Here is a 24981-nt window from a genome sequence, read left to right as displayed (position 1 = left end):
CTGGTCCTGTCGGCCGGTTCTCGCCGCTGCGAGCGTGATCCCCATGAGCAACACGAACAAGCAGAACGTCACCGTCATCGGGCTCGGCCGGATGGGCGCGGCTCTCGCCGCCGCCTTCCTCGACGCCGGGCACCCCACCACCGTCTTCAACCGCACCCCGGACAAGGCCGGTCCGCTCGTCGCCCGCGGCGCCCGCCACGCGGCCACCGTCGCCGAGGCGGTCACGGCGAGCGAGCTCGTCGTGGTCTGCGTCCTCGACTACCCGGCGGTCCGCGCCCTCCTCGAACCCGTCGCCGACGCGCTGCGCGGCCGGGTCCTGGTCAACCTGACCTCCGGCTCGCCCGAGCAGGCCCGCGAGGAGGCCGCCTGGGCCGCCGGGCACGGCATCGGCTACCTCGACGGCGGGATCATGACCACCCCGCCCGGCATCGGCGACAGCGCCAACATGATTCTCTACGCGGGCGGTCCGGGCCTCCTGCAGACGCACCGCCCGGCCCTGGAGGTCCTCGCCGATCCGGTGGACCTGGGCGCGGACGCGGGGCTCGCCTCGCTGTACGACGCGGGTCTCCTCGGACTGATGTGGTCGATGTTCGGCGGCTGGCTGCACTCCACCGCGCTGACCGGGGCCGACGGGGTGTCGGCCAAGGACTTCACGGCGGTCGTGGTGCGCTCGCTGGGCACGATGGCCTGGTTCATGACCACCTACGCCGAGCAGATCGACGCGGGGAAGTACCCGGGCGACGACGCGACGCTCGACGTGCACGTGGCCTCGATCGCCCATCTGCTGCACGCGGGGGAGAAGCGCGGGATCGACGCCCGACTGCCCGAGCTGCACCTGGAGATGATGCGGGAGGCGATCGAGGCCGGCCACGGCGGCGACAGCTACGCCCGGATCATCGAGGCGTTCCGCCCGGCGCCGCGGTAGCCCGGCCGCTCCCGGTGGCGGCGCGTGCGGGAGCATGGGCTCGGCGCGCGAACGTGATTCGGGGGATGACACAACATCATGACCACGCACATATCGGAGATCCGGCGGCTGCCGTGGACGGCGGTGACCGCCGGGATCGTGGCCATGACCGTCTCGTACGCGGGGCCGCTGGCGATCATCCTGGCCGCGGCCGACGCCGCCGGGCTGACCGCCGCGCAGAGCTCGTCGTGGGTCTGGGCCGTGTCCATCGGGGCCGGCCTGACCTGCCTCGGGCTGAGCTGGTGGAGCAGGGCGCCGATCATCACGGCGTTCTCGACGCCGGGCGCGGCGATCCTCGTCACGGCGCTGCCGCAGCACGGGTACGCCGAGGCGGTCGGCGCGTTCGTGGTGGCGGGCGTGGCGGCCACGGCCCTGACGGCGACCGGGGTGTTCACCCGCCTCCTCGCCCGGATCCCGGAGGGCGTCGTCTCGGCGATGCTGGCCGGGATCCTCTTCTCGTTCGGGACCGGGATCTTCACCTCGGTCCGCTCCGCGCCGCTGCTCGCCGGCGGGATGCTGCTCGGCTACCTGCTGGCGCGGCGGTTCCTGCCCACGTACGCGGTGGTGTGCGCGCTCGCCGTCGGCCTCGTCGTCGCCGGTGCGACCGGCGGCCTGGACGTGGCCGTGCCGGGCGCCGGGCTGGCCCTGCCGCACCTGACCGTGCCGGAGTTCTCCGTCGGGGCGCTCGTCGGCATCGGCGTGCCGATGCTCGTGGCGACCCTCGCCGGTCAGTACGCGCCGGGCATGGCCGTGCTGCGGGCCGACGGCTACACGCCCGACGAGCGGGTGGTGTGCGGGACGACGGGCGCGGTGTCGGTGCTGCTCGCGCCGTTCGGTTCGCACGCCGTCAACCCTGCGGCGATCACGGCCGCGATCTGCACCGGCCCGGACGCGCACCCGGACCCGGCGCGGCGCTGGGTCGCCGGGGTGAGCTGCGGGGTCGGCTATCTGGTGGTCGGCTGCTTCGGCTCGACACTGGTGGCGCTGTTCACCGGCCTGCCCGACGCGCTCGTCGCGACGCTGGCCGGGGTGGCGCTGCTCGGCGCCCTGTCGGGGAGCCTGGTGCGGACGGTCGCGGCCGAACGGGGCCGCGAGGCCGCGGTGGTGACCTTCCTGGCGACGGCCTCCGGGGTGACCATCGCCGGCGTCGGCTCCCCCTTCTGGGGGCTCCTCGCCGGCCTCCTCACGTACTTCCTGGCCGAGGCCCGCCGGGCCGACGGCGATCCGGCCGCCCTGGCGGGAACCCCCGGTCCGGCGTCCGAGCCGGCACCCGGGACGGCGGCCGAGACCACCGGCGCCGCGCGCTAGACCCCGCCGCCCGGCGCGATGAGCCCTGTCTCGTACGCCAGGATCACGGCCTGGACCCGGTCGCGCAGGTCCAGTTTCGACAGGATGCGGCCGATGTGGGTCTTGACCGTGGTCGGGCTGAGGACCAGGCGCTCGGCGAGTTCTGCGTTGCTGAGGCCCGTCGCGAGCAGGCGCAGCACCTCGAGCTCGCGCGGGGTCAGGCCGGACAGGTCCCGGTGCAGGGAGGCGGCCTTCACCTCGTCGGGCTGCGCGAAGCGCTCGATCAGCCGGCGGGTGATCGCCGGCGCGAGCAGCGCGTCGCCGGACTGCACCATGCGCACGGCGGCCACCAGATGCTCCGGGCTGACGTCCTTGAGCAGGAAGCCGCTGGCGCCGGCGGTCATCGCGGCGTACACGTAGTGGTCGAGGTCGTACGTCGTGAGGATGATGACCCGGGCGCCGTCCGGGCCGCCGTCGGCGAGGATGCGCCGGGTCGCCTCGATGCCGTCCATCTCCGGCATCCGGATGTCCATGAGGACGACGTCGGGCCGGGTCCGGCGGACCGCGGCGACGGCCTCCGCCCCGTCGGCCGCCTCGGCCGTCACCTCGATGCCGTCCGCGGCGAGGATCATGCCGAAGCCCGTGCGCACCAGGGCCTGGTCGTCGGCGATGACGGCGCGCAGCGGTGTCCCGCTCATGCGGTCCTCCACGGGACCCGCGCCGCGATCCGCCAGCCCCCGGAGAGGGTCGGCCCGGACGTCAGTTCGCCCCGGTAGACCGCCAGCCGCTCCCGCAGGCCGATGAGGCCCCGGCCGTTGCCGTCCGCCGGCGCGTCGTCCCGTACCCCGCCGGTGTTCGTCACCTCGATCTCCAGCCAGTGCTCCCGGTGGCCGATCACGACGGCGGCCTCGGCGCCCGGCGCGTGCTTGATGGTGTTCGTCAGCGCCTCCTGGACGACCCGGTACGCCGCGAGGTCCACCCCGGGCGGCAGCGGGTCCGGCGGCAGCGACACGGCGACCCGCACCGGCGTCCCCGCCGCGCGGACCCGGTCGGCCAGGGCGTCGAGCCGGCCGAGCCCCGGCTGGGGTTCGAAGCCGTCCGGGCGCTCGTGGTCCGGGGCCGCCAACAGGCCCATCACATGGCGCAGTTCGGCCATGGCAGCCCGTCCCCCCGCCTCGACCGCGAGCAGCGCCTGCTTCGACCGCTCGGGCGCCGTGTCCATCACCTTGCGTGCCGCACCCGCCTGGATGACCATCACGCTCACATTGTGGGTCACCACGTCGTGCAGTTCGGCGGCGATCCGGGACCTCTCCTCCTCGACGGCCCGGCGGGTGGCCTCGTCCTGGGCCTCCCGCAGTCGCGCGTACCGGTCTCTGCTCGCCACCAGCTGCCGCTGCCAGAACCGGACCAGAGCCGCCGACACCCCGGCGATCAGCAGCACGACCGCCGGGCTCGTCCAGCCCGGAAGAATCGGCTCCGTCTCCCGGAAGGCGAGGCCCGCGAGCACGGCGGCGACGACCAGTCCGGCCATCGCCCCCATCCGGTGACGGCTGTGGACGACGGCGCTGAAGGCGCCGATGACGCAGGTCAGCACGTTCATCCAGGTGGCGTCGTCGACCATGACCAACGTCGCGCCCAGCACCACCGCGAACACGGTGAGCGGATACCGGCGCCGGTACGCCAGCGGCAGCGCCGACAGCACGACGAGCGGCCAGATCGCCGACGAGGGCTCGGCCTCCCGCAGCGGGACGACCGGCGGCGGCTCCGGAGGCAGCGGGAACGGCGCGTCCCCCTTGATGCGGACCGGCCCGCTGTCGGGGTAGCGCACCGCGACGACCAGCGAGACGACGGTCAGCACGACCGCCAGCACCACGTCGAAGCGGAACGCCCGCCGCGACAGCGGTGCCGGCCTCGCCTCCGGGCGCAGCGCGTCGGGCAGTTGCCGGTGCCATTCGCGCCATCCGCGCCGCCCGCGCCATCCGCCCCACCCGCCCGTGTCCACGGGCTCATTGTGCGACCCGTCCGCTCAGGACCGCATCAGCCTGTGCGGCCGGGGACCTGCCCGTGAGGAGTACGCCGCAGGGATGACGCCGCGGCAGGATCCTTCGCGGGGAGGGCCCGATGTCGGTGCCGCGGCCGACGCGCCCGCCGCCCGCCCGCTCCTACCGACGCCTGGGCCACCGCCGCCCAGGTGCGCGCGCTGGCGTCGAAGAACAGCCCGGTCACCGGCCAGATGCTCTACCGCTTCGACTCCGCGGGGACCAAGGAGGAGATCGCCGCCCAGCGGAAGAAGCTCGCCGCCGCCGTCCCATCCGCAGCGCTGCTGGGCAGCGAGTCCTGGCTGGACACCAAGCGCGCCGCCGACCAGGGCGCGGCGCCGACCATCCCGTTCCTGATCGCGTTCGGTGTGCTCGGCATCGTGATGTCCGTGATCATCATCGGCAGTGTGATCAGCGGTGCGGTCGGCACCGGCCTGCGCAGAATCGGGGTGCTGAAGGCCATCGGCTTCACCCCGGCCGAGGTCGTACGGGCCTACGTCGCGCAGGCGCTCGTCCCGGCCGGAGCGGGCATCGCACTGGGGGTCGGCCTCGGCAACGTCCTGGCGGTGCCGCTGCTCGAGGACACCGAGTCGGTGTACGGCACCGCCTCGCTCACGGTGGCCTGGTGGGTGGACCTCGTCGTGCCGGCCGCCGCGCTGCTCGTCGTCGCGCTCGCGGCGCTGGTGCCCGCGCTGCGTGCCGGGAGGCTGCGTACGGTCGAGGCCATCGCCGTCGGCCGGGCGCCGCGTACCGGACGGGGCCGGTGGGCGCACCGCGCGGTGGGACGGCTGCCGCTGCCGCGGGCGGTGACCTACGGCCTCGCCAGTCCCTTCGCCCACCCGGTCCGCACGCTCGCGATGCTGCTGGCGGTGGCCTTCGGCACGATCGCGGCGACCTTCGCGCTGGGGCTGACCGGCTCGTTGAACGTGGTCGGCGAGATCCAGGACCCCGAGGAGCACGCCGCTGTCACCGTCCTCGGCGGCGTACCGGGCGCCAACGCGGGACCTTCGCCCGCGGGTCGGAGCCGGCAGCCCCAGCAGACCGGCCAGAAACCCGTCGGAGCCGACCCGGCGAAGATGCGCGCCGCGATCGACGCGCAGCCGGGCACCTCCTCGTACTACGGCAAGACCTTGGAGGACGCCACGGTCGCCGGGGTCTCCGTCCCGGTCAGGGCCGCCCTCTACCAGGGCGACGCGGGCTCCGGCGCCTACGCGATGATCTCCGGACACTGGATCACCGGCCGCGGCCAGCTCGTGGTGCCGTCGCGCTTCCTGGAGCGGACCGGCACCGAGATCGGCGACACGGTACGGGTGACACTCCGGCAGCACACGGCGTCGCTGCGGATCGTCGGCGAGGCCTTCGACACCTCGGACGAACAGCTGGAGATCCACGCGGACCTCGCCGACTTCCCGGCGCTCCGGCCCGACGTCTTCCTCGTCGACGTGAAGCCGGGTGTCCTGCCCGCCGAGTACGCCGAGAAGCTCGCCGCCGTGGTGCGGCCGCTGGGGGGCGAAGTCATGGCCAACTCCTCCTCGGAGGGGGAGAACACCATCCTGATCCTGGAGGCCATGGCGGTGCTGCTCACTCTCATGCTGGTCTCCGTGGCGGGCCTCGGCGTGCTCAACTCCGTCGTCCTCGACACCCGGGAACGCGTTCACGATCTCGGCGTCTGCAAGGCGATCGGCATGACGCCGCGGCAGACCGTGAGCCTCGTGCTCGCCTCGGTGGCGGGGATCGGCGTGGTCGGCGGACTGCTCGGCGCGCCGGCCGGGATCGCGCTGCACGGCTACGTGCTGCCGGTGATGGGGCACGCCTCGGACACGGAACTGCCGCCGTCGGTCCTCCAGGTGTACGACACTCCGGAGCTCGTCCTGCTGTGCCTGGCCGGGATCGTCATCGCCGTGCTGGGCGCCCTGCTCCCGGCGGGCTGGGCCGCCAGGGCCCGTACGGCCACGGCATTGCGGACGGAATGAAGCGAAACGGGCGAAGGGCCTCACTCCCCCGAGGAGTGAGGCCCTTCGCCCGTATGAAGAGCGGAGATCAGAGGATGCGCACCGCGCCGGACGGGCGGTCCCAGTCCAGGGAGCGCTCGACGACGCCGGTGGACGGGTTCTGCGCGCCGACCCACTGGCCGCCGCCGATGTAGATCGCCACGTGGTACGAGCCGCTGCGGCTGCCCCAGTAGAGGATGTCGCCGGGCTGCAGGCTGTCCAGGGAGACGGACCGGCCCATGCTCGACTGGTCGCTGGAGATGCGCGGCAGGTCGATGTTGGCCTGGCGGTAGGCGGCCTGGACCAGGCCGGAGCAGTCCCAGGAGTTGGGACCGGTGCTGCCCATGACGTACGAGTCGCCGATCTGCGCCTTGACGAAGGCGACGATCGCGGCCGCGGAGCCGGTCGCCTGCTGCGTGCCGTAGGACGAGCCGCCGGCGGAGAGCGAGGTGCGCGCGGAGGTGCGGGAGGCGCGCTCCTGGGACTCGCGGGCCTTCTCGGCGCGCTCGGCGTCCGCCTTGCGCTCCGCCTCGGCCTTGGCCTTCTTGGCGGCCTTGGCGGCCTGCACGTTGGCGGCGTTCTCCTGGACGCGGAGTTCCAGGTCGAGCGCCTCCTGCTGGGAGGCGTCGGCGGCGGCGGCGACGGCGGTCGACAGCTCCGTGTCGAGCGAGCCGATCGTGGGCATCTCGATGGTCTCGGTCACCGGCTCGGCATTCGCCGGCCCGGCAGCACCGGCCACCGCGATGGTGCTGAGGACGCCACCGGCAACTCCGGCCCGGAGCGCGAGCTTCGAGGCGCTGCGGCGGGGCTTCCGGTGGCTGGGTATGTGAGCGGTGTGGGACATGAGTACAACCGCTATCAGCCCCCACGGGTTCCCTTCAAGAAACGTGTGTTGCGCCACAGTTACGTTCGGAACCTCATAATCCGCTTCCCTCCCAGCCTTATTGACGGCACAACGGACAATACGGGCGCGACCCATCAGGGGCTTGATCAAGGGTTTTCATCGAAACGCCCGAATTGACCCGCGCTTACCACTCCTTCACGCCGGTGGCCAAGCCCCGCTTTTTTCGGGCTCTCGTGATGTGATGCAGGTCACACCTAAGGGTCGCCCGGGCGGTCTCGGGTACGCGAAGGCGCCCGCGTGTCCACTTCCGTACCGCCGGCCCCCCGACCGAGCGACGGCGGACCGCCTATATCACCGCGTCGCAGTCCACTGCCAATTTGCTTGTACTGCCCACGGCTTGGTAGTGCGGCACCCCTCCGACCAGCGATTTCCGGTGCGGATGTCACATCTGGTGATCACCTGCGTGCTTCGCGTGTCAAGATCACCGCTCATCCGACTTCATGATCCTTCGTCAGGTGGTGGAGATCACAAAGTCCTTGGTGTACCCCGTGTCGCAGATCACAGAGAGGCAGGCATAAGATGCGGGGCAGTCGGGCTTGTGAACTGCCTCACATGTGCACGATCTTCGCGAGGCGGCGAGACGGGATGCCCGGTGCGGTCCAACGGTCAAGGACGACTGGAAGGAGCGAGGAGCATGAATGCGTACGCGCCCATCCTCGTGCTCGGTGCCCTCGGCGCAGGGTTTGCGATCTTCTCCGTGGTCATGGCCACGCTTATCGGCCCAAAAAGGTACAACCGGGCCAAACTTGAGGCGTACGAGTGCGGTATCGAGCCGACGCCCACTCCGGCCGGAGGCGGCCGCTTCCCCATCAAGTACTACCTGACGGCGATGCTCTTCATCGTCTTCGACATCGAGATCGTCTTCCTCTACCCCTGGGCCGTCACCTTCGACGCCCTGGGGCTTTTCGGGCTCGTGGAGATGCTGCTCTTCGTGCTCACCGTCTTCGTCGCCTACGCCTACGTGTGGCGGCGCGGCGGCCTGGAATGGGACTGAGGGGCTGAGGAGCACCCATGGGACTCGAAGAGAAACTGCCGAGCGGCTTTCTGCTGACGACGGTCGAACAGGCCGCGGGCTGGGTGCGCAAGGCGTCCGTCTTCCCCGCCACCTTCGGCCTCGCCTGCTGCGCCATCGAGATGATGACCACCGGCGCCGGCCGCTACGACCTGGCGCGCTTCGGCATGGAGGTCTTCCGCGGCTCGCCGCGCCAGGCCGACCTGATGATCGTGGCCGGTCGGGTCAGCCAGAAGATGGCGCCCGTCCTGCGCCAGGTCTACGACCAGATGCCCAACCCCAAGTGGGTGATCTCCATGGGGGTTTGCGCTTCATCGGGCGGAATGTTCAATAATTACGCGATTGTGCAGGGTGTTGATCACATTGTTCCGGTTGACATCTATTTGCCGGGTTGCCCGCCGCGCCCGGAGATGCTGATGGACGCGATCCTCAAGCTCCACCAGAAGATCCAGACCTCCAAGCTCGGCGTGAACGCCGAGGAGGCCGCCCGCGAGGCGGAGGAGGCGGCGCTCAAGGCCCTGCCGACGATCGAGCTGAAGGGCCTGCTCCGGTGAGTGACGAGACCCCCAACCCCGAGAAGGACCTCAGCGCGCAGAACCTGCCGGGCCAGCGCGGCGAGCACGGCGAGGAGGTCCGCGTCCAGCGCGGCATGTTCGGCGCCAACAACGGCGGCGACACCTCCGGCTACGGCGGCCTCGTCCGCTCCGTACGTCTGCCGGGACCGGCCACCCGCCCGTACGGCGGCGACTGGTTCGACGAGGTGGCCGACGAGCTGGAGGGCGCCCTCGAAGAGCAGGGCCTCGTCCCCGAGAACGCGATCGAGAAGACCGTCGTCGACCGCGACGAGCTGACCTTCCACATCGCGCGCGAGCACCTCGTCCGCGTCGCCCGCACCCTGCGCGACGACCCCGCGCTCCGCTTCGAGCTCTGTACCGGCGTCTCCGGCGTCCACTACCCGGGCGACAAGGGACGCGAACTGCACGCGGTCTACCACCTGCGCTCGCTCACCCACGGCCGGCTGATCCGCCTGGAGGTCTCGGCGCCCGACGCCGACCCGCACATCCCGTCGCTCGTCCCGGTCTATCCGACGAACGACTGGCACGAGCGCGAGACGTACGACTTCTTCGGCATCGTCTTCGACGGCCACCCCGCCCTCACCCGGATCATGATGCCGGACGACTGGCAGGGCCACCCGCAGCGCAAGGACTACCCCCTCGGCGGCATCGCCGTCGAGTACAAGGGCGCCCAGATCCCGGCTCCGGACCAGCGGAGGTCGTACTCGTGACCAGCCCCAACGCGTCCTCTGCACGCGAGACCACCGAGGGGACCGTCTACACGGTCACCGGCGGCGACTGGGACGAGGTCGTCCGGTCCGCGGCCAAGGCCGACGACGAGCGGATCGTCGTCAACATGGGTCCCCAGCACCCGTCCACGCACGGCGTGCTCCGGCTCATCCTGGAGATCGACGGCGAGACCGTCACCGAGGCCCGCTGCGGCATCGGCTACCTCCACACCGGCATCGAGAAGAACCTCGAGTACCGGACCTGGACGCAGGGCACCACCTTCGTCACCCGCATGGACTACCTCACCTCGTTCTACAACGAGACGGCGTACTGCCTGGGCGTCGAGAAGCTGCTCGGCATCACCGACCAGATCCCGGACCGGGCGAGCATCATCCGCGTCCTGCTGATGGAGCTCAACCGGCTCTCCTCGCACCTGGTCTGCATCGCCACCGGCGGCATGGAGCTCGGCGCCACCACGATCATGATCTACGGCTTCCGGGACCGCGAGATGATCCTGGACCTGTACGAGCTGATCACCGGCCTGCGCATGAACCACGCGTTCATCCGCCCCGGCGGCCTCGCCCAGGACCTGCCGCCCGGCGCGGTCGACGCGGTGCGGGAGTTCGTGAAGACCATGAAGAAGAACCTGCCGGAGTACGACAAGCTCGCCACCGGCAACCCCATCTTCAAGGCCCGCATGCAGGACGTCGGCTACCTCGACCTCACCGGCTGCATGGCGCTGGGCGCCACCGGACCGATCCTGCGCTCCGCGGGCCTCCCGCACGACCTGCGCAAGACCGACCCGTACTGCGGCTACGAGACCTACGACTTCGAGGTGGCGACGGCCGACAGCTGCGACTCGTATGGCCGTTTCCTCGTCCGCCTGGAGGAGATGCGCCAGTCGCTGCGGATCGTCGAGCAGTGCCTCGACCGCCTGGAGCCCGGACCGGTCATGGTCGGCGACAAGAAGATCGCCTGGCCCGCGCAGCTGGCACTCGGCCCGGACGGCCTCGGCAACTCGCTCGACCACATCAAGAAGATCATGGGCACCTCCATGGAGTCCCTGATCCACCACTTCAAGCTGGTGACCGAGGGCTTCCGGGTCCCGGCCGGCCAGGCGTACGCGGCCGTCGAGTCCCCCAAGGGCGAGCTGGGCGTCCATGTCGTCTCCGACGGCGGAACCCGCCCGTTCCGGGTCCACTTCCGCGACCCGTCGTTCACCAACCTCCAGGCCATGGCCGCGATGTGCGAGGGCGGCCAGGTCGCCGACGTCATCGTGGCCGTCGCGTCCATCGACCCCGTGATGGGAGGCGTCGACCGATGACGGACGGACACACCAGTCTCGGGATGCCCCAGCTCCCCGCCCCCGACTACCCGGCCGACGTCCGGGCCCGCCTCGAGGCGGACGCGAGGGAGATCATCGCCCGCTATCCGGGGTCCCGCTCCGCCCTCCTGCCGATGCTGCACCTCGTGCAGGCGGAGGAGGGGTACGTGACCCGCACCGGCATGCGGTTCTGCGCCGACATGCTGGAGCTGACCACCGCCGAGGTCACCGCCGTCGCCACCTTCTACACGATGTACCGGCGCAAGGAGTCCGGCGACTACCAGGTCGGCGTCTGTACCAACACGCTCTGCGCGGTCATGGGCGGCGACGCCATCTTCGAGGAGCTGAAGGAGCACCTCGGCGTCGACAACAACGGGACCACCGAGGACGGCAAGGTCACGCTGGAGCACATCGAGTGCAACGCGGCCTGCGACTTCGCGCCCGTCGTGATGGTCAACTGGGAGTTCTTCGACAACCAGACGCCCGAGTCAGCCCGCCGGATGGTGGACGACCTCCGGGCCGGCCGGCCCGTCGCCCCGACCCGCGGCGCGCCGCTGTGCACCTTCAAGGAGACCGCGCGGATCCTGGCCGGCTTCCCCGACGCGCGCGAGGGCGCCGTCGAGGCCACCGGCGGAGCCGGCCCCGCTTCGCTCGTCGGGCTCCGCCTGGCCAAGGGCGAGACCCCGCACCACAAGATCGTCCACCCGCGTGGCGAAGCAGCCAGTGGGGAGGGGGAGTGATGACCTTGGCAGCCGAGCTCAACAACAGCAGCCCCGAGAAGCTTCTCGCGCCCGTCCTCTCGGCGTTCTGGGACCAGCCTGACTCCTGGACGCTGGAGACGTACAAGCGGCACGAGGGCTACGAGGGCCTCCGCAAGGCCCTCGCGATGTCGCCCGACGACCTCATCGCGTACGTAAAGGACTCGGGTCTGCGAGGCCGCGGCGGCGCGGGCTTCCCCACCGGGATGAAGTGGCAGTTCATCCCGCAGGGCGACGGCAAGCCGCACTACCTCGTCGTCAACGCGGACGAGTCCGAGCCGGGCACCTGCAAGGACATCCCGCTGCTCTTCGCCAACCCGCACTCCCTCATCGAGGGCATCGTGATCGCCTGCTACGCGATCCGCTCGAACCATGCCTTCATCTATCTGCGCGGCGAGGTCGTGCCCGTCCTGCGGCGGCTCCACGAGGCGGTCCGTGAGGCGTACGAGGCCGGGTACCTCGGCACGGACATCCTCGGCAGCGGACTCGACCTCGAACTCACCGTGCACGCGGGCGCGGGCGCGTACATCTGCGGCGAGGAGACCGCGCTGCTCGACTCGCTCGAAGGGCGCCGCGGCCAGCCCCGGCTGCGTCCCCCCTTCCCCGCGGTCGCCGGTCTGTACGCCTGCCCCACCGTGGTGAACAACGTCGAGTCCATCGCGTCCGTTCCCGCGATCATCAACCGGGGCAAGGACTGGTTCAAGTCGATGGGCAGCGAGAAGTCCCCCGGCTTCACGCTGTACTCGCTCAGCGGCCATGTCGCCTCGCCCGGCCAGTACGAGGCCCCGCTCGGGATCACGCTGCGCCAGCTGCTCGACATGAGCGGCGGGATGCGCCCCGGCCACCGGCTCAAGTTCTGGACGCCGGGCGGCTCCTCCACCCCGATGTTCACCGACGAGCACCTCGACGTCCCGCTGGACTACGAGGGCGTCGGCGCGGCCGGCTCGATGCTCGGCACCAAGGCGCTGCAGTGCTTCGACGAGACCACCTGCGTGGTCCGGGCGGTCACCCGGTGGACCGAGTTCTACGCGCACGAGTCCTGCGGCAAGTGCACGCCCTGCCGCGAGGGGACGTACTGGCTGGTCCAGCTGCTGCGTGACATCGAGGCCGGCAAGGGCGTGATGTCCGACCTCGACAAGCTGAACGACATCGCCGACAACATCAACGGCAAGTCGTTCTGCGCGCTCGGCGACGGCGCCGCGTCCCCGATCTTCTCCTCGCTCAAGTACTTCCGCGAGGAGTACGAGCAGCACATCACCGGCCGGGGCTGCCCCTTCGACCCGGCCAAGTCGACCGCCTGGGCGGACAACCACAAGGAGGTGACGGCATGACGGTCACCACGGCCGGCCCGTCCGGCGGAGGTTCGCCCGCGGTACCGCCGGAGGATCTCGTCACGCTGACCATCGACGGCGTCGAGATCTCCGTCCCCAAGGGGACCCTGGTCATCCGCGCGGCCGAGCAGCTCGGCATCGAGATCCCGCGGTTCTGCGACCACCCGCTCCTCGACCCGGCCGGCGCCTGCCGCCAGTGCATCGTCGAGGTCGAGGGCCAGCGCAAGCCGATGGCCTCCTGCACGATCACCTGCACCGACGGCATGGTGGTCCGGTCGCAGCTGACCTCGCCGGTCGCCGAGAAGGCCCAGCACGGCGTGATGGAGCTGCTGCTCATCAACCACCCGCTGGACTGCCCGGTCTGCGACAAGGGCGGCGAGTGCCCGCTGCAGAACCAGGCGATGTCGCACGGCCAGGCCGAGTCCCGCTTCGAGGGGAAGAAGCGGACCTACGAGAAGCCGGTGCCGATCTCCACGCAGGTGCTGCTCGACCGCGAGCGGTGCGTGCTGTGCGCGCGCTGCACCCGGTTCTCCAACCAGGTCGCCGGCGACCCGATGATCGAGCTGATCGAGCGCGGCGCGCTCCAGCAGGTCGGCACCGGCGAGGGCGACCCGTTCGAGTCGTACTTCTCCGGCAACACGATCCAGATCTGCCCGGTCGGCGCGCTGACCTCGGCGGCGTACCGGTTCCGCTCCCGCCCGTTCGACCTCGTGTCGTCGCCGGGCGTCTGCGAGCACTGCGCCGGCGGCTGCGCGACGCGCACCGACCACCGGCGCGGCAAGGTCATGCGGCGGCTCGCGGCAGAGGACCCCGAGGTCAACGAGGAGTGGATCTGCGACAAGGGGCGGTTCGGGTTCCGGTACGCGCAGCAGCGCGACCGGCTCACCACGCCCCTGGTGCGCAACCCCGACAGCGGCCGGCTGGAGTCCGCCTCCTGGCCGGAGGCCCTGGAGGCGGCGGCCCGCGGCCTGGTCCGCGGGCGCACCGGCGTCCTTGCCGGTGGCCGGCTGACCGTCGAGGACGCGTACGCGTACGCCAAGTTCGCCCGGGTCGCCCTCGACACCAACGACGTCGACTTCCGGTCCCGGATCCACTCCAGCGAGGAGGCCGACTTCCTGGCTTCCGCCGTCGCCGGACGCGGCCGGGACCTGGACGGGACGGGCGTCACGTACACCTCGCTCGAAGCCGCGCCGGCCGTGCTGCTGGCCGGCCTGGAGTCGGAGGAGGAGGCCCCCGGAGTCTTCCTGCGGCTGCGCAAGGCATGGCGGAAGAAGGGACAGAAGACGTACGGGCTCGCCGCGTTCGCGACCCGCGGCCTGGAGAAGGCGGGCGGCACGCTGCTGCCCGCGGCCCCCGGCACCGAGCCCGAGTGGCTGGACGCGCTCGCCGCCGGTACCGGCCTGGAGGGCACGGGCAGCGAGGCGGCCGAGGCGCTGCGCACCGAGGGGGCCGTGATCGCCGTCGGCGAGCGGCTCGCGGGCGTGCCCGGCGCTCTGACCGCGGCCGTCCGGCTCGCCGCGGCGACCGGCGCGCGGCTGGTGTGGATCCCGCGCCGGGCCGGTGAGCGGGGCGCGGTCGAGGCGGGCGCGATCCCGTCGCTGCTGCCCGGTGGCCGCCCGGCCACCGACCCGCGGGCCCGCGAGGAGGTCGCCGCGGCCTGGGGCGTACGGGAACTCCCGCACGGTTACGGCCGCGACACGGGCCAGATCGTCGAGGCCGCGGCCATCGGCGAACTGGGCGCGCTGCTCGTCGGCGCGGTCGAGGTCGGGGACCTGCCGGACCCGGCGCGGGCCCGCGAGGCGCTCGACGCGGCGTTCGTGGTCTCCCTGGAGCTGCGGCCGAGCGAGGTCACCGAGCGCGCCGACGTGGTCCTGCCGGTCGCCGCGGTCGCGGAGAAGTCCGGAACCTTCCTCAACTGGGAGGGCAGGGCCCGGCTGTTCGAGGCCGCGCTGAAGCCGGAGCAGATGACCCGGCCGCTCGCGCCGACCGACGCCCGGGTGCTGCACATGCTCGCCGACGCGCTCGACGCGCATCTGGCGCTGCCCGACCTGCGCTCTGCCCGGCGCGAGCTGGACCGGCTCGGCGGCTGGGACGGCGAGCGGGCCTCCGCGCCCGCGGAGCCGGCGCAGCCCGCGGCCCGGCCCGGCGACGGCGAGGCCGTCCTGGCCGGCCACCGGCTCCTGCTCGACCTGGGCAGGCTCCAGGAGGGCGACACGGCCCTGGCCGGCACCCGCCACGCGGCGCTCGCCCGGCTGTCGCCGGCGACGGCCGCGGACACCGGGGTGAAGGACGGTGACGTCGTCGCGGTCACCGGCCCGGCCGGCACCGTCGAACTCCCCCTCCAGGTCACGGACATGCCGGACCGCGTGGTCTGGCTCCCGCTGAACTCGCCCGGCTCCGCGGTCCTCTCCACCACCGGCGCCCACCCCGGCGACCTGGTCCGCATCGGCCCGGCGACGTCCAAGGAGGTGCAGGCATGAACACGCTGCTCGCCGCCGAGGACCTGTCCATGTTCGGGCAGGACCCCTGGTGGCTCGTGCTGATCAAGGCGGTCTTCTGCTTCGCCTTCCTGATGGTGACCGTGCTCTTCTCCATCGTGTGGGAGCGCAAGGTCGTCGCCTGGATGCAGCTGCGCATCGGACCCAACCGGCACGGCCCCTGGGGCATGCTCCAGTCGCTCGCCGACGGCATCAAGCTGATGCTGAAAGAGGACGTGATCGTCAAGAAGGCCGACAAGGTCGTCTACGTCCTGGCGCCGATCATCGCCGCGATCCCCGCCTTCATGGCGATCGCCGTGATCCCGTTCGGCCCCGCGGACAACGAGGTCTCGATCTTCGGCGTCCGCACCACGATGCAGCTGACCGACCTGCCGATCGCGATGCTCTACGTCCTCGCGATCGCCTCCGTCGGCATCTACGGCATCGTGCTCGCCGGCTGGTCGTCCGGCTCCACGTACCCGCTGCTCGGCGGCCTGCGCTCGTGCGCGCAGATGATCTCGTACGAGATCGCCATGGGCGCCGCGTTCGCCTCGGTGTTCCTCTACTCCGGGTCGATGTCGACCTCGGCGATCGTCGAGGCGCAGGCGGACCGCTGGTTCATCGTCCTGCTGCCGGTGTCGTTCATCATCTACGTCGTCACCATGGTCGGCGAGACGAACCGCGCCCCGTTCGACATGCCGGAGTCCGAGGGCGACCTGGTCGGCGGGTTCAACACCGAGTACTCGTCCATCAAGTTCGCGATGTTCATGCTCGCCGAGTACGTGAACATGGTGACGGTCTCCGCGGTCTCCGTGACGCTCTTCCTGGGCGGCTGGCGGGCCCCGTGGCCCGTCTCCACCTTCTGGGAGGGCGCGAACCACGGCTGGTGGCCGATGCTCTGGTTCGTCCTCAAGGTGCAGCTGCTGCTGTTCTTCTTCATCTGGCTGCGCGGCACGCTGCCCCGCGTCCGCTACGACCAGCTGATGAAGCTCGGCTGGAAGGTCCTCATCCCGGTCTCCGTCGTCTGGCTGATGCTGGTCGCCACCGTCCGGGCGCTCCGCAACGAGAACTACGACTTCCAGACGATCGTGCTGTACGTGGCGGGAGCCGTGCTCACCGTCCTGCTCCTGTCGTTCGTCGCCGACATGTTCCGCGACCGGCGCGGCGCGGCCGCGCAGGCCGAGCCCGAGGACGGGCGCCCGTTCGACCCGATGGCCGGCGGGTTCCCCGTACCGCCGCTGCCCGGACAGACCCTGCCGCCCGTGCCGCGCAGGCGGCCTCGCTCCGAGCGAGAACTGATTGTCAGTGGCGGACCCGATACTGCTACCGAGAGTGACGGAAAGGAGACGGACGGTGTCTGATTTCCAGAATCCGGTGGCCGGCTTCGGCGTGACCTTCAAGGCCATGTTCAAGAAGCGGCTGACCGAGCAGTACCCGGAGCAGCAGAAGACGACGGCGCCGCGCTTCCACGGCCGGCACCAGCTCAACCGTCACCCCGACGGTCTGGAGAAGTGCGTCGGCTGCGAGCTGTGCGCCTGGGCCTGTCCGGCCGACGCCATCTACGTGGAGGGCGCGGACAACACGGACGAGGAGCGCTACTCGCCCGGCGAGCGGTACGGCCGCGTCTACCAGATCAACTACGCCCGCTGCATCCTGTGCGGGCTCTGCATCGAGGCCTGCCCGACGCGGGCGCTGACGATGACCAACGAGTTCGAACTGGCCGACTCCTCCCGCGAGAACCTGATCTACACCAAGGAGCAGCTGCTCGCGGGTCTCGAAGAGGGCATGGTCGACACCCCGCACGCGATCTTCCCCGGCATGGACGAGCAGGACTACTACCGCGGCCTGGTCAGTGAGGCCGCGCCGGGTACGGTCCGTCAGGTCGCCGCCTCCGAGGGAGAGAAGGGCGAGCCGGAAGAGGTGGACGCATGAGCGCCGCCCTCGCCGCCGCCACGACCTCCACGGGCGAGGCCTTCCAGTTCTGGGTCCTCGGCACCGTCGCGGTGATCGGTGCCCTGTGCACCGTCCTGATGAGGAAGGCCGTGCACAGCGCGCTCTGCCTCGCCGGGACGATGATCATCCTCGCGGTCTTCTACCTGGCCAACGGCGCGTACTTCCTCGGCATCGTCCAGATCGTCGTCTACACCGGCGCGATCATGATGCTCTTCCTCTTCGTCGTCATGCTGGTCGGTGTCACGGCCGCCGACTCGCTGAAGGAGACGCTGAAGGGCCAGCGCTGGTGGGCCGCCGCCTGCGGCCTCGGCTTCGGGATCCTGCTCGTCGCCGGCATCGGGAACGCCTCGCTGACGGAGTTCGCCGGACTGGGCGCCGCCAACAGCGCCCAGGGCGGCAACGTCGAGGGCATCGCGGCCCTCATCTTCACCAAGTACGTCTTCGCCTTCGAGATCACCGGCGCGCTGCTCATCACCGCGGCCGTCGGCGCGATGGTGCTCACCCACCGGGAGCGTACCGAGAAGGCCCGCACCCAGCGCGAGCTGGCCGAGCAGCGCGTGCGCCGCGGCACCCAGGTGCCGCCGCTGCCCGCCCCCGGCGTCTACGCCCGGCACAACGCCGTGGACGTCGCCGGTCTGCTGCCGGACGGCACCCCGGCCGAGCTCTCCGTGATGCAGACCCTGCGCAAGCGCGGTCAGATCCGGGACGTGTCGAGCGAGGCGCTGGCCGATCTCAAGGCGCTGGAACAGCGCTCCGAGGAGCGGCTCGGCCGCGACCGGGACGAAGAGGAGGCCAACCGGTGAATCCGGTCAACTATCTCTATCTCGCCGCCCTGTTGTTCACCATCGGCGCGGCCGGCGTGCTGATCCGGCGGAACGCGATCGTGGTCTTCATGTGCGTCGAGCTGATGCTCAACGCCTGCAACCTCGCGTTCGTGACCTTCTCCCGGATGCACGGGAACCTCGACGGTCAGATCATCGCGTTCTTCACGATGGTCGTCGCCGCCGCCGAGGTCGTGGTCGGCCTCGCGATCATCGTGTCGTTGTTCCGTTCCCGCCACTCGGCCTCGGTCGACGACGCCAGCCTGATGAAGCTGTGAGGGGCTGAATCGTGGAGAACCTGATTGCGCTGCTCATCGCGGCGCCGCTGCTCGGAGCGGCCGTGCTGCTGTGCGGCGGGCGGCGGCTGGACCGGGCCGGGCACTGGCTCGGCACGCTGCTCGCGGCCTCCTCCTTCGTCATGGGCCTGGTGCTCTTCGCCGACATGCTCGGCAAGCCCGCCGAGGACCGCGCGCTGGACGCCACGCTCTACACCTGGATCCCGGTCGAGGGCTTCCAGGCGGACATCGCCTTCCAGCTCGACCAGCTGTCGATGACCTTCGTCCTGCTGATCACCGGCGTGGGCTCGCTGATCCACGTGTACTCGATCGGGTACATGGAGCACGACGAGCGCCGGCGCCGCTTCTTCGGCTATCTGAACCTGTTCCTCGCGGCCATGCTGATCCTGGTCCTCGCGGACAACTACCTGCTGCTGTACCTGGGCTGGGAGGGCGTCGGCCTCGCCTCGTACCTCCTGATCGGCTTCTGGCAGCACAAGCCGAGCGCGGCCACCGCCGCGAAGAAGGCCTTCCTGGTCAACCGGGTCGGCGACATGGGCCTGTCGATCGCGATCATGCTGATGTTCACCACTTTCGGGACCTTCGCCTTCGGGCCGGTCCTGGGGTCGGTGGACCAGGCGTCCGAGGGCAAGCTGACGGCGATCGCGCTGATGCTGCTCCTCGCCGCCTGCGGCAAGTCGGCCCAGGTGCCGCTGCAGTCCTGGCTCGGGGACGCGATGGAGGGCCCGACCCCGGTCTCGGCCCTGATCCACGCGGCCACCATGGTCACCGCCGGCGTCTACCTGATCGTCCGCTCCGCCGACATCTTCAACGCCGCCCCGGACGCGCAGCTCGCCGTCACCGTGGTCGGCGCGGTCACGCTCCTCTTCGGTGCGATCGTCGGTTGCGCGAAGGACGACATCAAGAAGGCCCTGGCCGGTTCGACGATGTCGCAGATCGGCTACATGATCCTCGCGGCCGGCCTCGGCCCGATCGGCTACGCCTTCGCGATCATGCACCTGGTGACGCACGGCTTCTTCAAGGCCGGGCTGTTCCTCGGCGCCGGATCAGTCATGCACGGCATGAACGACGAGGTGGACATGCGCCGTTACGGCGGCCTGCGGAAGTACATGCCGGTCACCTTCGTCACCTTCGGCCTCGGCTACCTCGCCATCATCGGCTTCCCGGGCCTGTCCGGCTTCTTCTCCAAGGACAAGATCATCGAGGCGGCCTTCGCCAAGGGCGGCACCGAGGGCTGGATCCTCGGCGCCTGCGCCCTGCTGGGCGCCGCCATCACCGCGTTCTACATGACCCGCGTGATGCTGATGACCTTCTTCGGCGAGAAGCGCTGGCAGCCCGACGAGAAGGGCGAGCCGCCGCACCCGCACGAGTCGCCGAAGTCCATGACCATCCCGATGGTCCTGCTGGCCTTCGGTTCGGTCGGCGCCGGCGCGCTCTTCGAGTACGCCGGGTTCGTCGAGTGGCTGGAGCCGGTCACCGGCTTCGAGCACGGGCACTCGCCGCTCAGCGCGGCGGCCGTCACCTCGGCCACCGTCGCGGTGATGCTGCTCGGTGTCGGCCTCGCCTATCTCCAGTACGGGCGCCGGCCGGTTCCGGTCACTGCCCCGCGCGGCTCGCTCCTCACCCGGGCCGCCCGCCGCGACCTGCTCCAGGACGACTTCAACCACGTCGTCTTCGTCCGCGGCGGCACGCACCTCACCCGCTCGCTCGTCTACGTCGACCACAGCCTCGTCGACGGGGTGGTCAACGGCACCGCGGCCTCGGTCGGCGGCCTCTCCGGCCGGCTGCGCAAGCTCCAGAACGGCTACGCCCGGTCGTACGCGGTCTCCATGTTCGGAGGTACGGCGGTGCTGATCGCCGCGACCCTGCTGATGAGGGCGGTGTGACTGCCATGTCCCAAGCGGTCAACGCGGGCTTCCCGCTCCTGACGGTGACGGCCGCCGTGCCGGCGGCCGGTGCGATCCTCACCGCCGCCGTCCCCGCGGCCCGGCGCAACGCCGCCAAGGTGCTGGCGTTGCTGGTCTCCCTGGTGACGCTGGTGCTCGCCGCGGTCGTCACGGTCCGCTTCGAGCCGGGCGGCGACCGGTACCAGCTCGTCGAGTCGTACGCCTGGATCAAGGACTTCGGGGTCCGCTACGAACTCGGTGTGGACGGCATCGGGGTGGCGCTGATCGCGCTCACCGCGCTGCTGGTCCCCTTCGTGATCCTGGCCGGCTGGCACGACGCCGACCCCCTGGAGACCAAGTCCACCCGGTGGCGGCCGACCCAGGGCTTCTTCGCCCTGATCCTGGCCGTCGAGGCGATGGTGATCCTCTCCTTCGAGGCCACCGACGTCTTCCTCTTCTACATCCTCTTCGAGGCCATGCTCATCCCGATGTACTTCCTCATCGGAGGCTTCGGGGACCGGGCCCACAGCGGTTCGGACGAGAACGCGGCGGCCCAGCGCTCGTACGCGGCGGTCAAGTTCCTGCTCTACAACCTGGTCGGCGGCCTGATCATGCTCGCCGCGGTCATCGGGCTCTACGTGGTGGCGGGGAACTTCTCGCTCACCGAGATCACGGCCGCCCGGGCCGAGGGCACGCTGGACATGGCCACGAACACCGAACGGCTGCTGTTCCTCGGCTTCTTCTTCGCCTTCGCGGTGAAGGCGCCGCTGTGGCCGCTGCACACCTGGCTGCCCAACGCGATGGGCGAGTCGACCGCCCCGGTCGCCGTGCTCATCACCGCCGTGGTCGACAAGGTCGGCACCTTCGCGATGCTCCGCTACTGCCTCGGGCTCTTCCCGGAGGCGAGCAAGTGGGCCACCCCGGCGATCGTCGTCCTGGCGCTGATCAGCATCGTGTACGGCGCGCTGGTCGCGGTCGGCCAGCGGGACATCAAGCGCCTGGTCGCGTACGCCTCGATCTCGCACTTCGGCTTCATCATCATGGGCATCTTCGCGATGACCAGCCAGGGCCAGAGCGGCGCGACGCTGTACATGGTCAACCACGGGATCTCGACGGCCGCGCTGATGCTGGTGGCCGGATTCCTGATCTCCCGGCGCGGCTCGCGGCTCATCGCCGACTACGGCGGTGTGCAGAAGGTCGCCCCGGTGCTGGCCGGCACCTTCCTGATCGGTGGTCTGGCCACGCTGTCGCTGCCGGGTCTCGCGCCGTTCGTCAGCGAGTTCCTGGTCCTGGTCGGCACCTTCAGCCGGTACCCCGTGGCGGGCATCGTCGCCACCACCGGCATCGTCCTCGCCGCGCTCTACACCCTCGTCCTCTACCAGCGGACGATGACGGGCCCGGTGAAGGAGGAGGTGCGGTCCATGCCCGACCTGCGGGTGCGTGAACTGGCGGTGGTCGCACCGCTGATCGCCCTGCTGATCTTCCTCGGTGTGTTCCCGAAGCCGCTGACGGACATCGTCAACCCGGCCGTGCAGTACACCATGTCCGACGTGCAGCAGAAGGACCCCGCGCCTGCTGTGCCCATCCAGAACGTGGAGGCGGCCAAGTGAGCACAACGGCTGTCCACAGCCTGTGGACGACGGCGGCCGAGCCGATCGGCAAGATCCCGTCCCCGGAGATCGAGTACGGGCAGCTCGCGCCCGTCCTGATCGTCGTCGGCGCGGCGATCGTCAGCGTCCTGGTCGAGGCCTTCGTGCCGCGCAAGGGGCGCTACCACACCCAGGTCTTCCTGACCGTGGTCGCCCTGGCCGCCTCGTTCGCCGCCGTCGTCGGCCTCGCGGCCGCGGGGCACGGCACCACCAAGGCGGGCATCGCGGCGATGGGCGCGATCGCCGTCGACGGGCCGGCGCTGTTCCTGCAGGGCACGATCCTGCTGGCGTCGGTCGTCGCGGTCTTCACCTTCGCCGAGCGCCGGCTCGATCCTGCCGACCACGGCCACAAGGTCGACTCGTTCGCCGCCGAGGCCGCCGCCGTGCCCGGCAGCGAGCAGGAGCAGGCGGCGGTCAAGGCCGGGTTCACCACCACCGAGGTGTTCCCGCTCGTGCTGTTCGCGATCGCCGGAATGCTGGTCTTCCCGGCGGCCAACGACCTGCTGACGCTCTTCGTCGCCCTGGAGGTCTTCTCCCTCCCGCTGTACCTGCTCTGCGCCGTCGCCCGCCGCAAGCGGCTGATGTCGCAGGAGGCGGCCGTGAAGTACTTCCTGCTCGGCGCGTTCTCCTCGGCGTTCCTGCTCTTCGGCATCGCCCTGCTCTACGGCTACGCGGGCTCCGTCTCGTACGCCACGATCGCGAGCGTCGTCGACGGCTCGGTCGGCTCGGTCGCCCCGGCCCTCGCCGACACCATGGGCAACGACGCGCTGCTGCTGATCGGCTTCGCCATGGTCCTGATGGGCCTGCTGTTCAAGGTCGGCGCGGTGCCGTTCCACATGTGGACGCCGGACGTCTACCAGGGCGCGCCGACCCCGGTCACCGGCTTCATGGCCGCGGCCACCAAGGTCGCCGCGTTCGGCGCGATGCTCCGCCTGCTGTACGTGGTGCTGCCCGGCCTCACCTGGGACTGGCGGCCGGTCATGTGGGCGGTCGCCATCGTGACCATGCTGGGCGGCGCGATCGTCGCGATCACCCAGACCGACATCAAGCGACTGCTCGCCTACTCCTCGATCGCGCACGCCGGGTTCATCCTGGCCGGTGTCATCGCGGCCACCCCGAGCGGCGTCTCGTCCGTGCTGTTCTACCTGCTGTCCTACTCCTTCGTGACGATCGGCGCGTTCGCGGTCGTCACGCTGGTCCGGGACGCGGGCGGCGAGGCCACCCACCTGTCCAAGTGGGCCGGTCTGGGCCGTCGGTCGCCGCTGGTCGCGGCGGTCTTCGCGGTGTTCCTGCTGGCCTTCGCCGGCATCCCGCTGACCTCCGGGTTCTCCGGGAAGTTCGCGGTGTTCACGGCGGCGGCGGAGGGCGGCGCGGGAGCGCTGGTCGTGGTCGGTGTGGTGTCCTCGGCGATCGCCGCGTTCTTCTACATCCGGGTGATCGTGCTGATGTTCTTCAGCGAGCCGAAGGCGGACGGCCCCACGGTCGCCGTGCCCTCGCCGCTGACGATGGCGACGATCGGTGTCGGGGTCGCGGTCACGCTGGTGCTGGGCGTCGCGCCGCAGTACTTCCTGGACCTGGCCGGCCAGGCGGGCGTGTTCGTCCGGTAGCCGGCCGCTGTACGGCGTCAGGGCCCGGTCCCCGCGAGTGCGGGGGCCGGGCCCTGACGTATGTCCGGGAGAGGTGGGGCCTAGCCCTCGCGGGCGGGCACGATCCGGCCCGTCACCTCGCCGAGGCCGACCCGGGTGCCGTCCGGGCCGGGGGCCCAGGCGGTCAGGGTGACCTCGTCGCCGTCCTCCAGGAAGGTCCGCTTGCCGGTGGGCAGCTCGATCGCGTCCCGGCCGTTCCAGGTCAGCTCCAGGAGCGAGCCGCGCTGGTGCACCTCGGGGCCGGAGACCGTGCCGGAGCCGTACAGGTCGCCGGTGCGCAGCGAGGCGCCGTTGACCGTCATGTGGGCGAGCTGCTGGGCGGCCGTCCAGTACATGGTGGCGAACGGCGGCTCGGAGACCACCTCGCCGTTGATCTCGACCGTGATCCGCAGGTCGTAGCCGCCGGGCTCCTCCTCCGCGGAGTCGTCCAGGTACGGCAGCAGGTCGAAGTCCCGGGCCGGCGGGGCGGTCCGGGCGGCGTCCAGCGCCTCCAGCGGCGTCACCCAGGCGGAGACGGAGGTGGCGAAGGACTTGCCGAGGAACGGGCCGAGCGGCACGTACTCCCAGGCCTGGATGTCCCGGGCCGACCAGTCGTTCAGCAGCGTCAGGCCGAAGACGTGGTCCCGGTAGTCGCCGAGCGCGACCGGGGAGCCCTGCTCGGACGGGGTGCCGACGACGAAGCCGACTTCCGCCTCGATGTCCAGCTTGACCGAGGGGCCGAAGACCGGCGCCGGGTCGGACGGGGCCTTGCGCTGCCCGGAGGGGCGTACGACGTCGGTGCCGGACACGACGACGGTGCCGGAGCGGCCGTGGTAACCGATCGGGAGGTGCTTCCAGTTGGGGGTGAGCGGTTCGCCGTCTGGTCGGAAGATGTGGCCGACGTTGGTGGCGTGGTGCTCGCTCGCGTAGAAGTCGACGTAGTCGGCGACCTCGTACGGGAGGTGCAGCGTGACCGCGCTCAGCGGGTGCAGCAGCGGCTCGATGTCGGCGCGGTGCGCGGGCACGGTCACCCAGGCGGTCAGCGCGCGGCGCACGTCGCGCCAGGCGGTGCGCCCGGCGGCGAGCAGCGGGTTGAGGCTGGGCTGCGCGAGCAGCGCCGCGTACGGGGAGCCCAGGGCGTGCGCCGCGGCCCCCGCGTCCAGCACCGAGTCGCCGATGCGGACGCCGACCCGGCGCCGGCCGGGCTCGTCGGGGGTGCTGAAGACGCCGTACGGAAGGTTGTGCGGGCCGAAGGGGTCGCCCTCGGCCAGATCGAGCGGGCTCTGCTCGGACATCGGTGCCTGCCTCGCTTTCCACGGGTGTGGGGGACACGTTACGTCGAGCGCCGGGGGCGGCGTCAGTGTCCGATGAGCCGGACCGG

The 24981-nt window shown here is 71.0% G+C and carries 21 protein-coding genes; 17 read left to right on the top strand and 4 right to left on the bottom strand.

Annotated elements, in window-relative coordinates; translation table 11 throughout:
- Nucleotides 1-43 precede the first annotated feature (43 nt).
- Both R2D22_RS15815 and R2D22_RS15810 read left to right on the top strand, forming a co-directional pair.
- The gene (locus R2D22_RS15815; RefSeq protein WP_318104059.1) at nucleotides 44-925 is read left to right on the top strand and encodes an NAD(P)-dependent oxidoreductase; all 882 of its coding nucleotides are present in this window, start codon (nucleotides 44-46) and stop codon (nucleotides 923-925) included.
- Between the two features lie 78 nt (nucleotides 926-1003).
- On the top strand, nucleotides 1004-2272 hold the full coding sequence (locus R2D22_RS15810; protein ID WP_318104057.1) for a benzoate/H(+) symporter BenE family transporter: 1269 nt from the start codon (nucleotides 1004-1006) through the stop codon (nucleotides 2270-2272).
- Here R2D22_RS15810 and R2D22_RS15805 read toward each other — a convergent pair.
- Together R2D22_RS15805 and R2D22_RS15800 are read right to left on the bottom strand one after the other, a co-directional pair.
- The gene (locus tag R2D22_RS15805) at nucleotides 2269-2949 is read right to left on the bottom strand and encodes a response regulator transcription factor (RefSeq protein WP_318104056.1); all 681 of its coding nucleotides are present in this window, start codon (nucleotides 2947-2949) and stop codon (nucleotides 2269-2271) included. The two genes, R2D22_RS15810 and R2D22_RS15805, sit on opposite strands and share 4 nt — an antisense overlap.
- Nucleotides 2946-4253: a sensor histidine kinase gene (locus tag R2D22_RS15800; RefSeq protein WP_318104054.1), complete on the bottom strand. Its 1308-nt coding sequence runs from the start codon at nucleotides 4251-4253 to the stop codon at nucleotides 2946-2948. The genes R2D22_RS15805 and R2D22_RS15800 overlap by 4 nt, the downstream gene beginning before the upstream one ends.
- Nucleotides 4254-4442: 189 nt before the next feature.
- On the opposite strand from R2D22_RS15800, the gene R2D22_RS15795 reads away from it, so the two are divergent.
- Complete coding sequence (locus R2D22_RS15795) at nucleotides 4443-6263, top strand: ABC transporter permease (RefSeq protein ID WP_318104052.1); 1821 nt, start codon at nucleotides 4443-4445, stop codon at nucleotides 6261-6263.
- A gap of 67 nt (nucleotides 6264-6330) precedes the next feature.
- Here R2D22_RS15795 and R2D22_RS15790 read toward each other — a convergent pair whose 3' ends face one another.
- Nucleotides 6331-7125: a C40 family peptidase gene (locus tag R2D22_RS15790; RefSeq protein WP_318104049.1), complete on the bottom strand. Its 795-nt coding sequence runs from the start codon at nucleotides 7123-7125 to the stop codon at nucleotides 6331-6333.
- Nucleotides 7126-7819: 694 nt separating this feature from the next.
- On the opposite strand from R2D22_RS15790, the gene R2D22_RS15785 reads away from it, so the two are divergent.
- Genes R2D22_RS15785 through nuoN form a run of 14 tightly spaced genes read left to right on the top strand, consistent with a single transcriptional unit; the run spans nucleotide 7820 to nucleotide 23582 of the window.
- Nucleotides 7820-8179, top strand: coding sequence for an NADH-quinone oxidoreductase subunit A (locus tag R2D22_RS15785; RefSeq protein ID WP_030494815.1), 360 nt, complete (start codon nucleotides 7820-7822; stop codon nucleotides 8177-8179).
- Nucleotides 8180-8196: 17 nt separating this feature from the next.
- Entirely contained in the window at nucleotides 8197-8751 is a 555-nt protein-coding gene (locus R2D22_RS15780; protein ID WP_318104028.1) for a NuoB/complex I 20 kDa subunit family protein, read from the top strand.
- Nucleotides 8748-9482: an NADH-quinone oxidoreductase subunit C gene (locus tag R2D22_RS15775; protein WP_318104026.1), complete on the top strand. Its 735-nt coding sequence runs from the start codon at nucleotides 8748-8750 to the stop codon at nucleotides 9480-9482. Before R2D22_RS15780 ends, R2D22_RS15775 begins: the two co-directional genes overlap by 4 nt.
- Nucleotides 9479-10804 carry an NADH-quinone oxidoreductase subunit D gene (locus R2D22_RS15770; protein WP_318104024.1) on the top strand — a complete coding sequence of 442 codons (1326 nt, stop codon included), beginning with the start codon at nucleotides 9479-9481 and terminating at the stop codon, nucleotides 10802-10804. Before R2D22_RS15775 ends, R2D22_RS15770 begins: the two co-directional genes overlap by 4 nt.
- Nucleotides 10801-11544, top strand: a complete 744-nt coding sequence (gene nuoE, locus R2D22_RS15765; RefSeq protein ID WP_318104022.1) for an NADH-quinone oxidoreductase subunit NuoE — start codon at nucleotides 10801-10803, stop codon at nucleotides 11542-11544. Before R2D22_RS15770 ends, nuoE begins: the two co-directional genes overlap by 4 nt.
- Nucleotides 11544-12893: an NADH-quinone oxidoreductase subunit NuoF gene (gene nuoF, locus R2D22_RS15760; RefSeq protein WP_318104020.1), complete on the top strand. Its 1350-nt coding sequence runs from the start codon at nucleotides 11544-11546 to the stop codon at nucleotides 12891-12893. Before nuoE ends, nuoF begins: the two co-directional genes overlap by 1 nt.
- Nucleotides 12890-15373: an NADH-quinone oxidoreductase subunit G gene (locus R2D22_RS15755; protein WP_318104018.1), complete on the top strand. Its 2484-nt coding sequence runs from the start codon at nucleotides 12890-12892 to the stop codon at nucleotides 15371-15373. Before nuoF ends, R2D22_RS15755 begins: the two co-directional genes overlap by 4 nt.
- Nucleotides 15370-16731, top strand: a complete 1362-nt coding sequence (gene nuoH / locus R2D22_RS15750; protein WP_318104016.1) for an NADH-quinone oxidoreductase subunit NuoH — start codon at nucleotides 15370-15372, stop codon at nucleotides 16729-16731. Before R2D22_RS15755 ends, nuoH begins: the two co-directional genes overlap by 4 nt.
- Nucleotides 16724-17302, top strand: coding sequence for an NADH-quinone oxidoreductase subunit NuoI (nuoI, locus tag R2D22_RS15745; protein WP_318104015.1), 579 nt, complete (start codon nucleotides 16724-16726; stop codon nucleotides 17300-17302). Before nuoH ends, nuoI begins: the two co-directional genes overlap by 8 nt.
- Complete coding sequence (locus tag R2D22_RS15740; RefSeq protein WP_318104013.1) at nucleotides 17299-18126, top strand: NADH-quinone oxidoreductase subunit J; 828 nt, start codon at nucleotides 17299-17301, stop codon at nucleotides 18124-18126. Before nuoI ends, R2D22_RS15740 begins: the two co-directional genes overlap by 4 nt.
- A complete protein-coding gene (gene nuoK / locus R2D22_RS15735; RefSeq protein ID WP_018101339.1) occupies nucleotides 18123-18422 on the top strand; it encodes an NADH-quinone oxidoreductase subunit NuoK in 300 nt (99 codons plus the stop codon). Before R2D22_RS15740 ends, nuoK begins: the two co-directional genes overlap by 4 nt.
- Before the next feature lie 11 nt (nucleotides 18423-18433).
- On the top strand, nucleotides 18434-20326 hold the full coding sequence (nuoL, locus tag R2D22_RS15730) for an NADH-quinone oxidoreductase subunit L (RefSeq protein WP_318104009.1): 1893 nt from the start codon (nucleotides 18434-18436) through the stop codon (nucleotides 20324-20326).
- A gap of 5 nt (nucleotides 20327-20331) precedes the next feature.
- On the top strand, nucleotides 20332-21936 hold the full coding sequence (locus R2D22_RS15725; RefSeq protein ID WP_318109790.1) for an NADH-quinone oxidoreductase subunit M: 1605 nt from the start codon (nucleotides 20332-20334) through the stop codon (nucleotides 21934-21936).
- A complete protein-coding gene (gene nuoN, locus R2D22_RS15720) occupies nucleotides 21933-23582 on the top strand; it encodes an NADH-quinone oxidoreductase subunit NuoN (protein WP_318104007.1) in 1650 nt (549 codons plus the stop codon). The genes R2D22_RS15725 and nuoN overlap by 4 nt, the downstream gene beginning before the upstream one ends.
- 80 nt (nucleotides 23583-23662) lie before the next feature.
- Here nuoN and fahA read toward each other — a convergent pair whose 3' ends face one another.
- Complete coding sequence (gene fahA, locus R2D22_RS15715) at nucleotides 23663-24895, bottom strand: fumarylacetoacetase (protein WP_318104005.1); 1233 nt, start codon at nucleotides 24893-24895, stop codon at nucleotides 23663-23665.
- Nucleotides 24896-24981 lie beyond the last annotated feature (86 nt).

This window comes from Streptomyces sp. HUAS YS2 (genome assembly GCF_033343995.1).
Classification (GTDB): Bacteria; Actinomycetota; Actinomycetes; order Streptomycetales; family Streptomycetaceae; genus Streptomyces; species Streptomyces solicathayae.
Note: the sequence above shows the minus strand (reverse complement) of the source record. Positions and strands in the feature narration are given on the sequence as shown.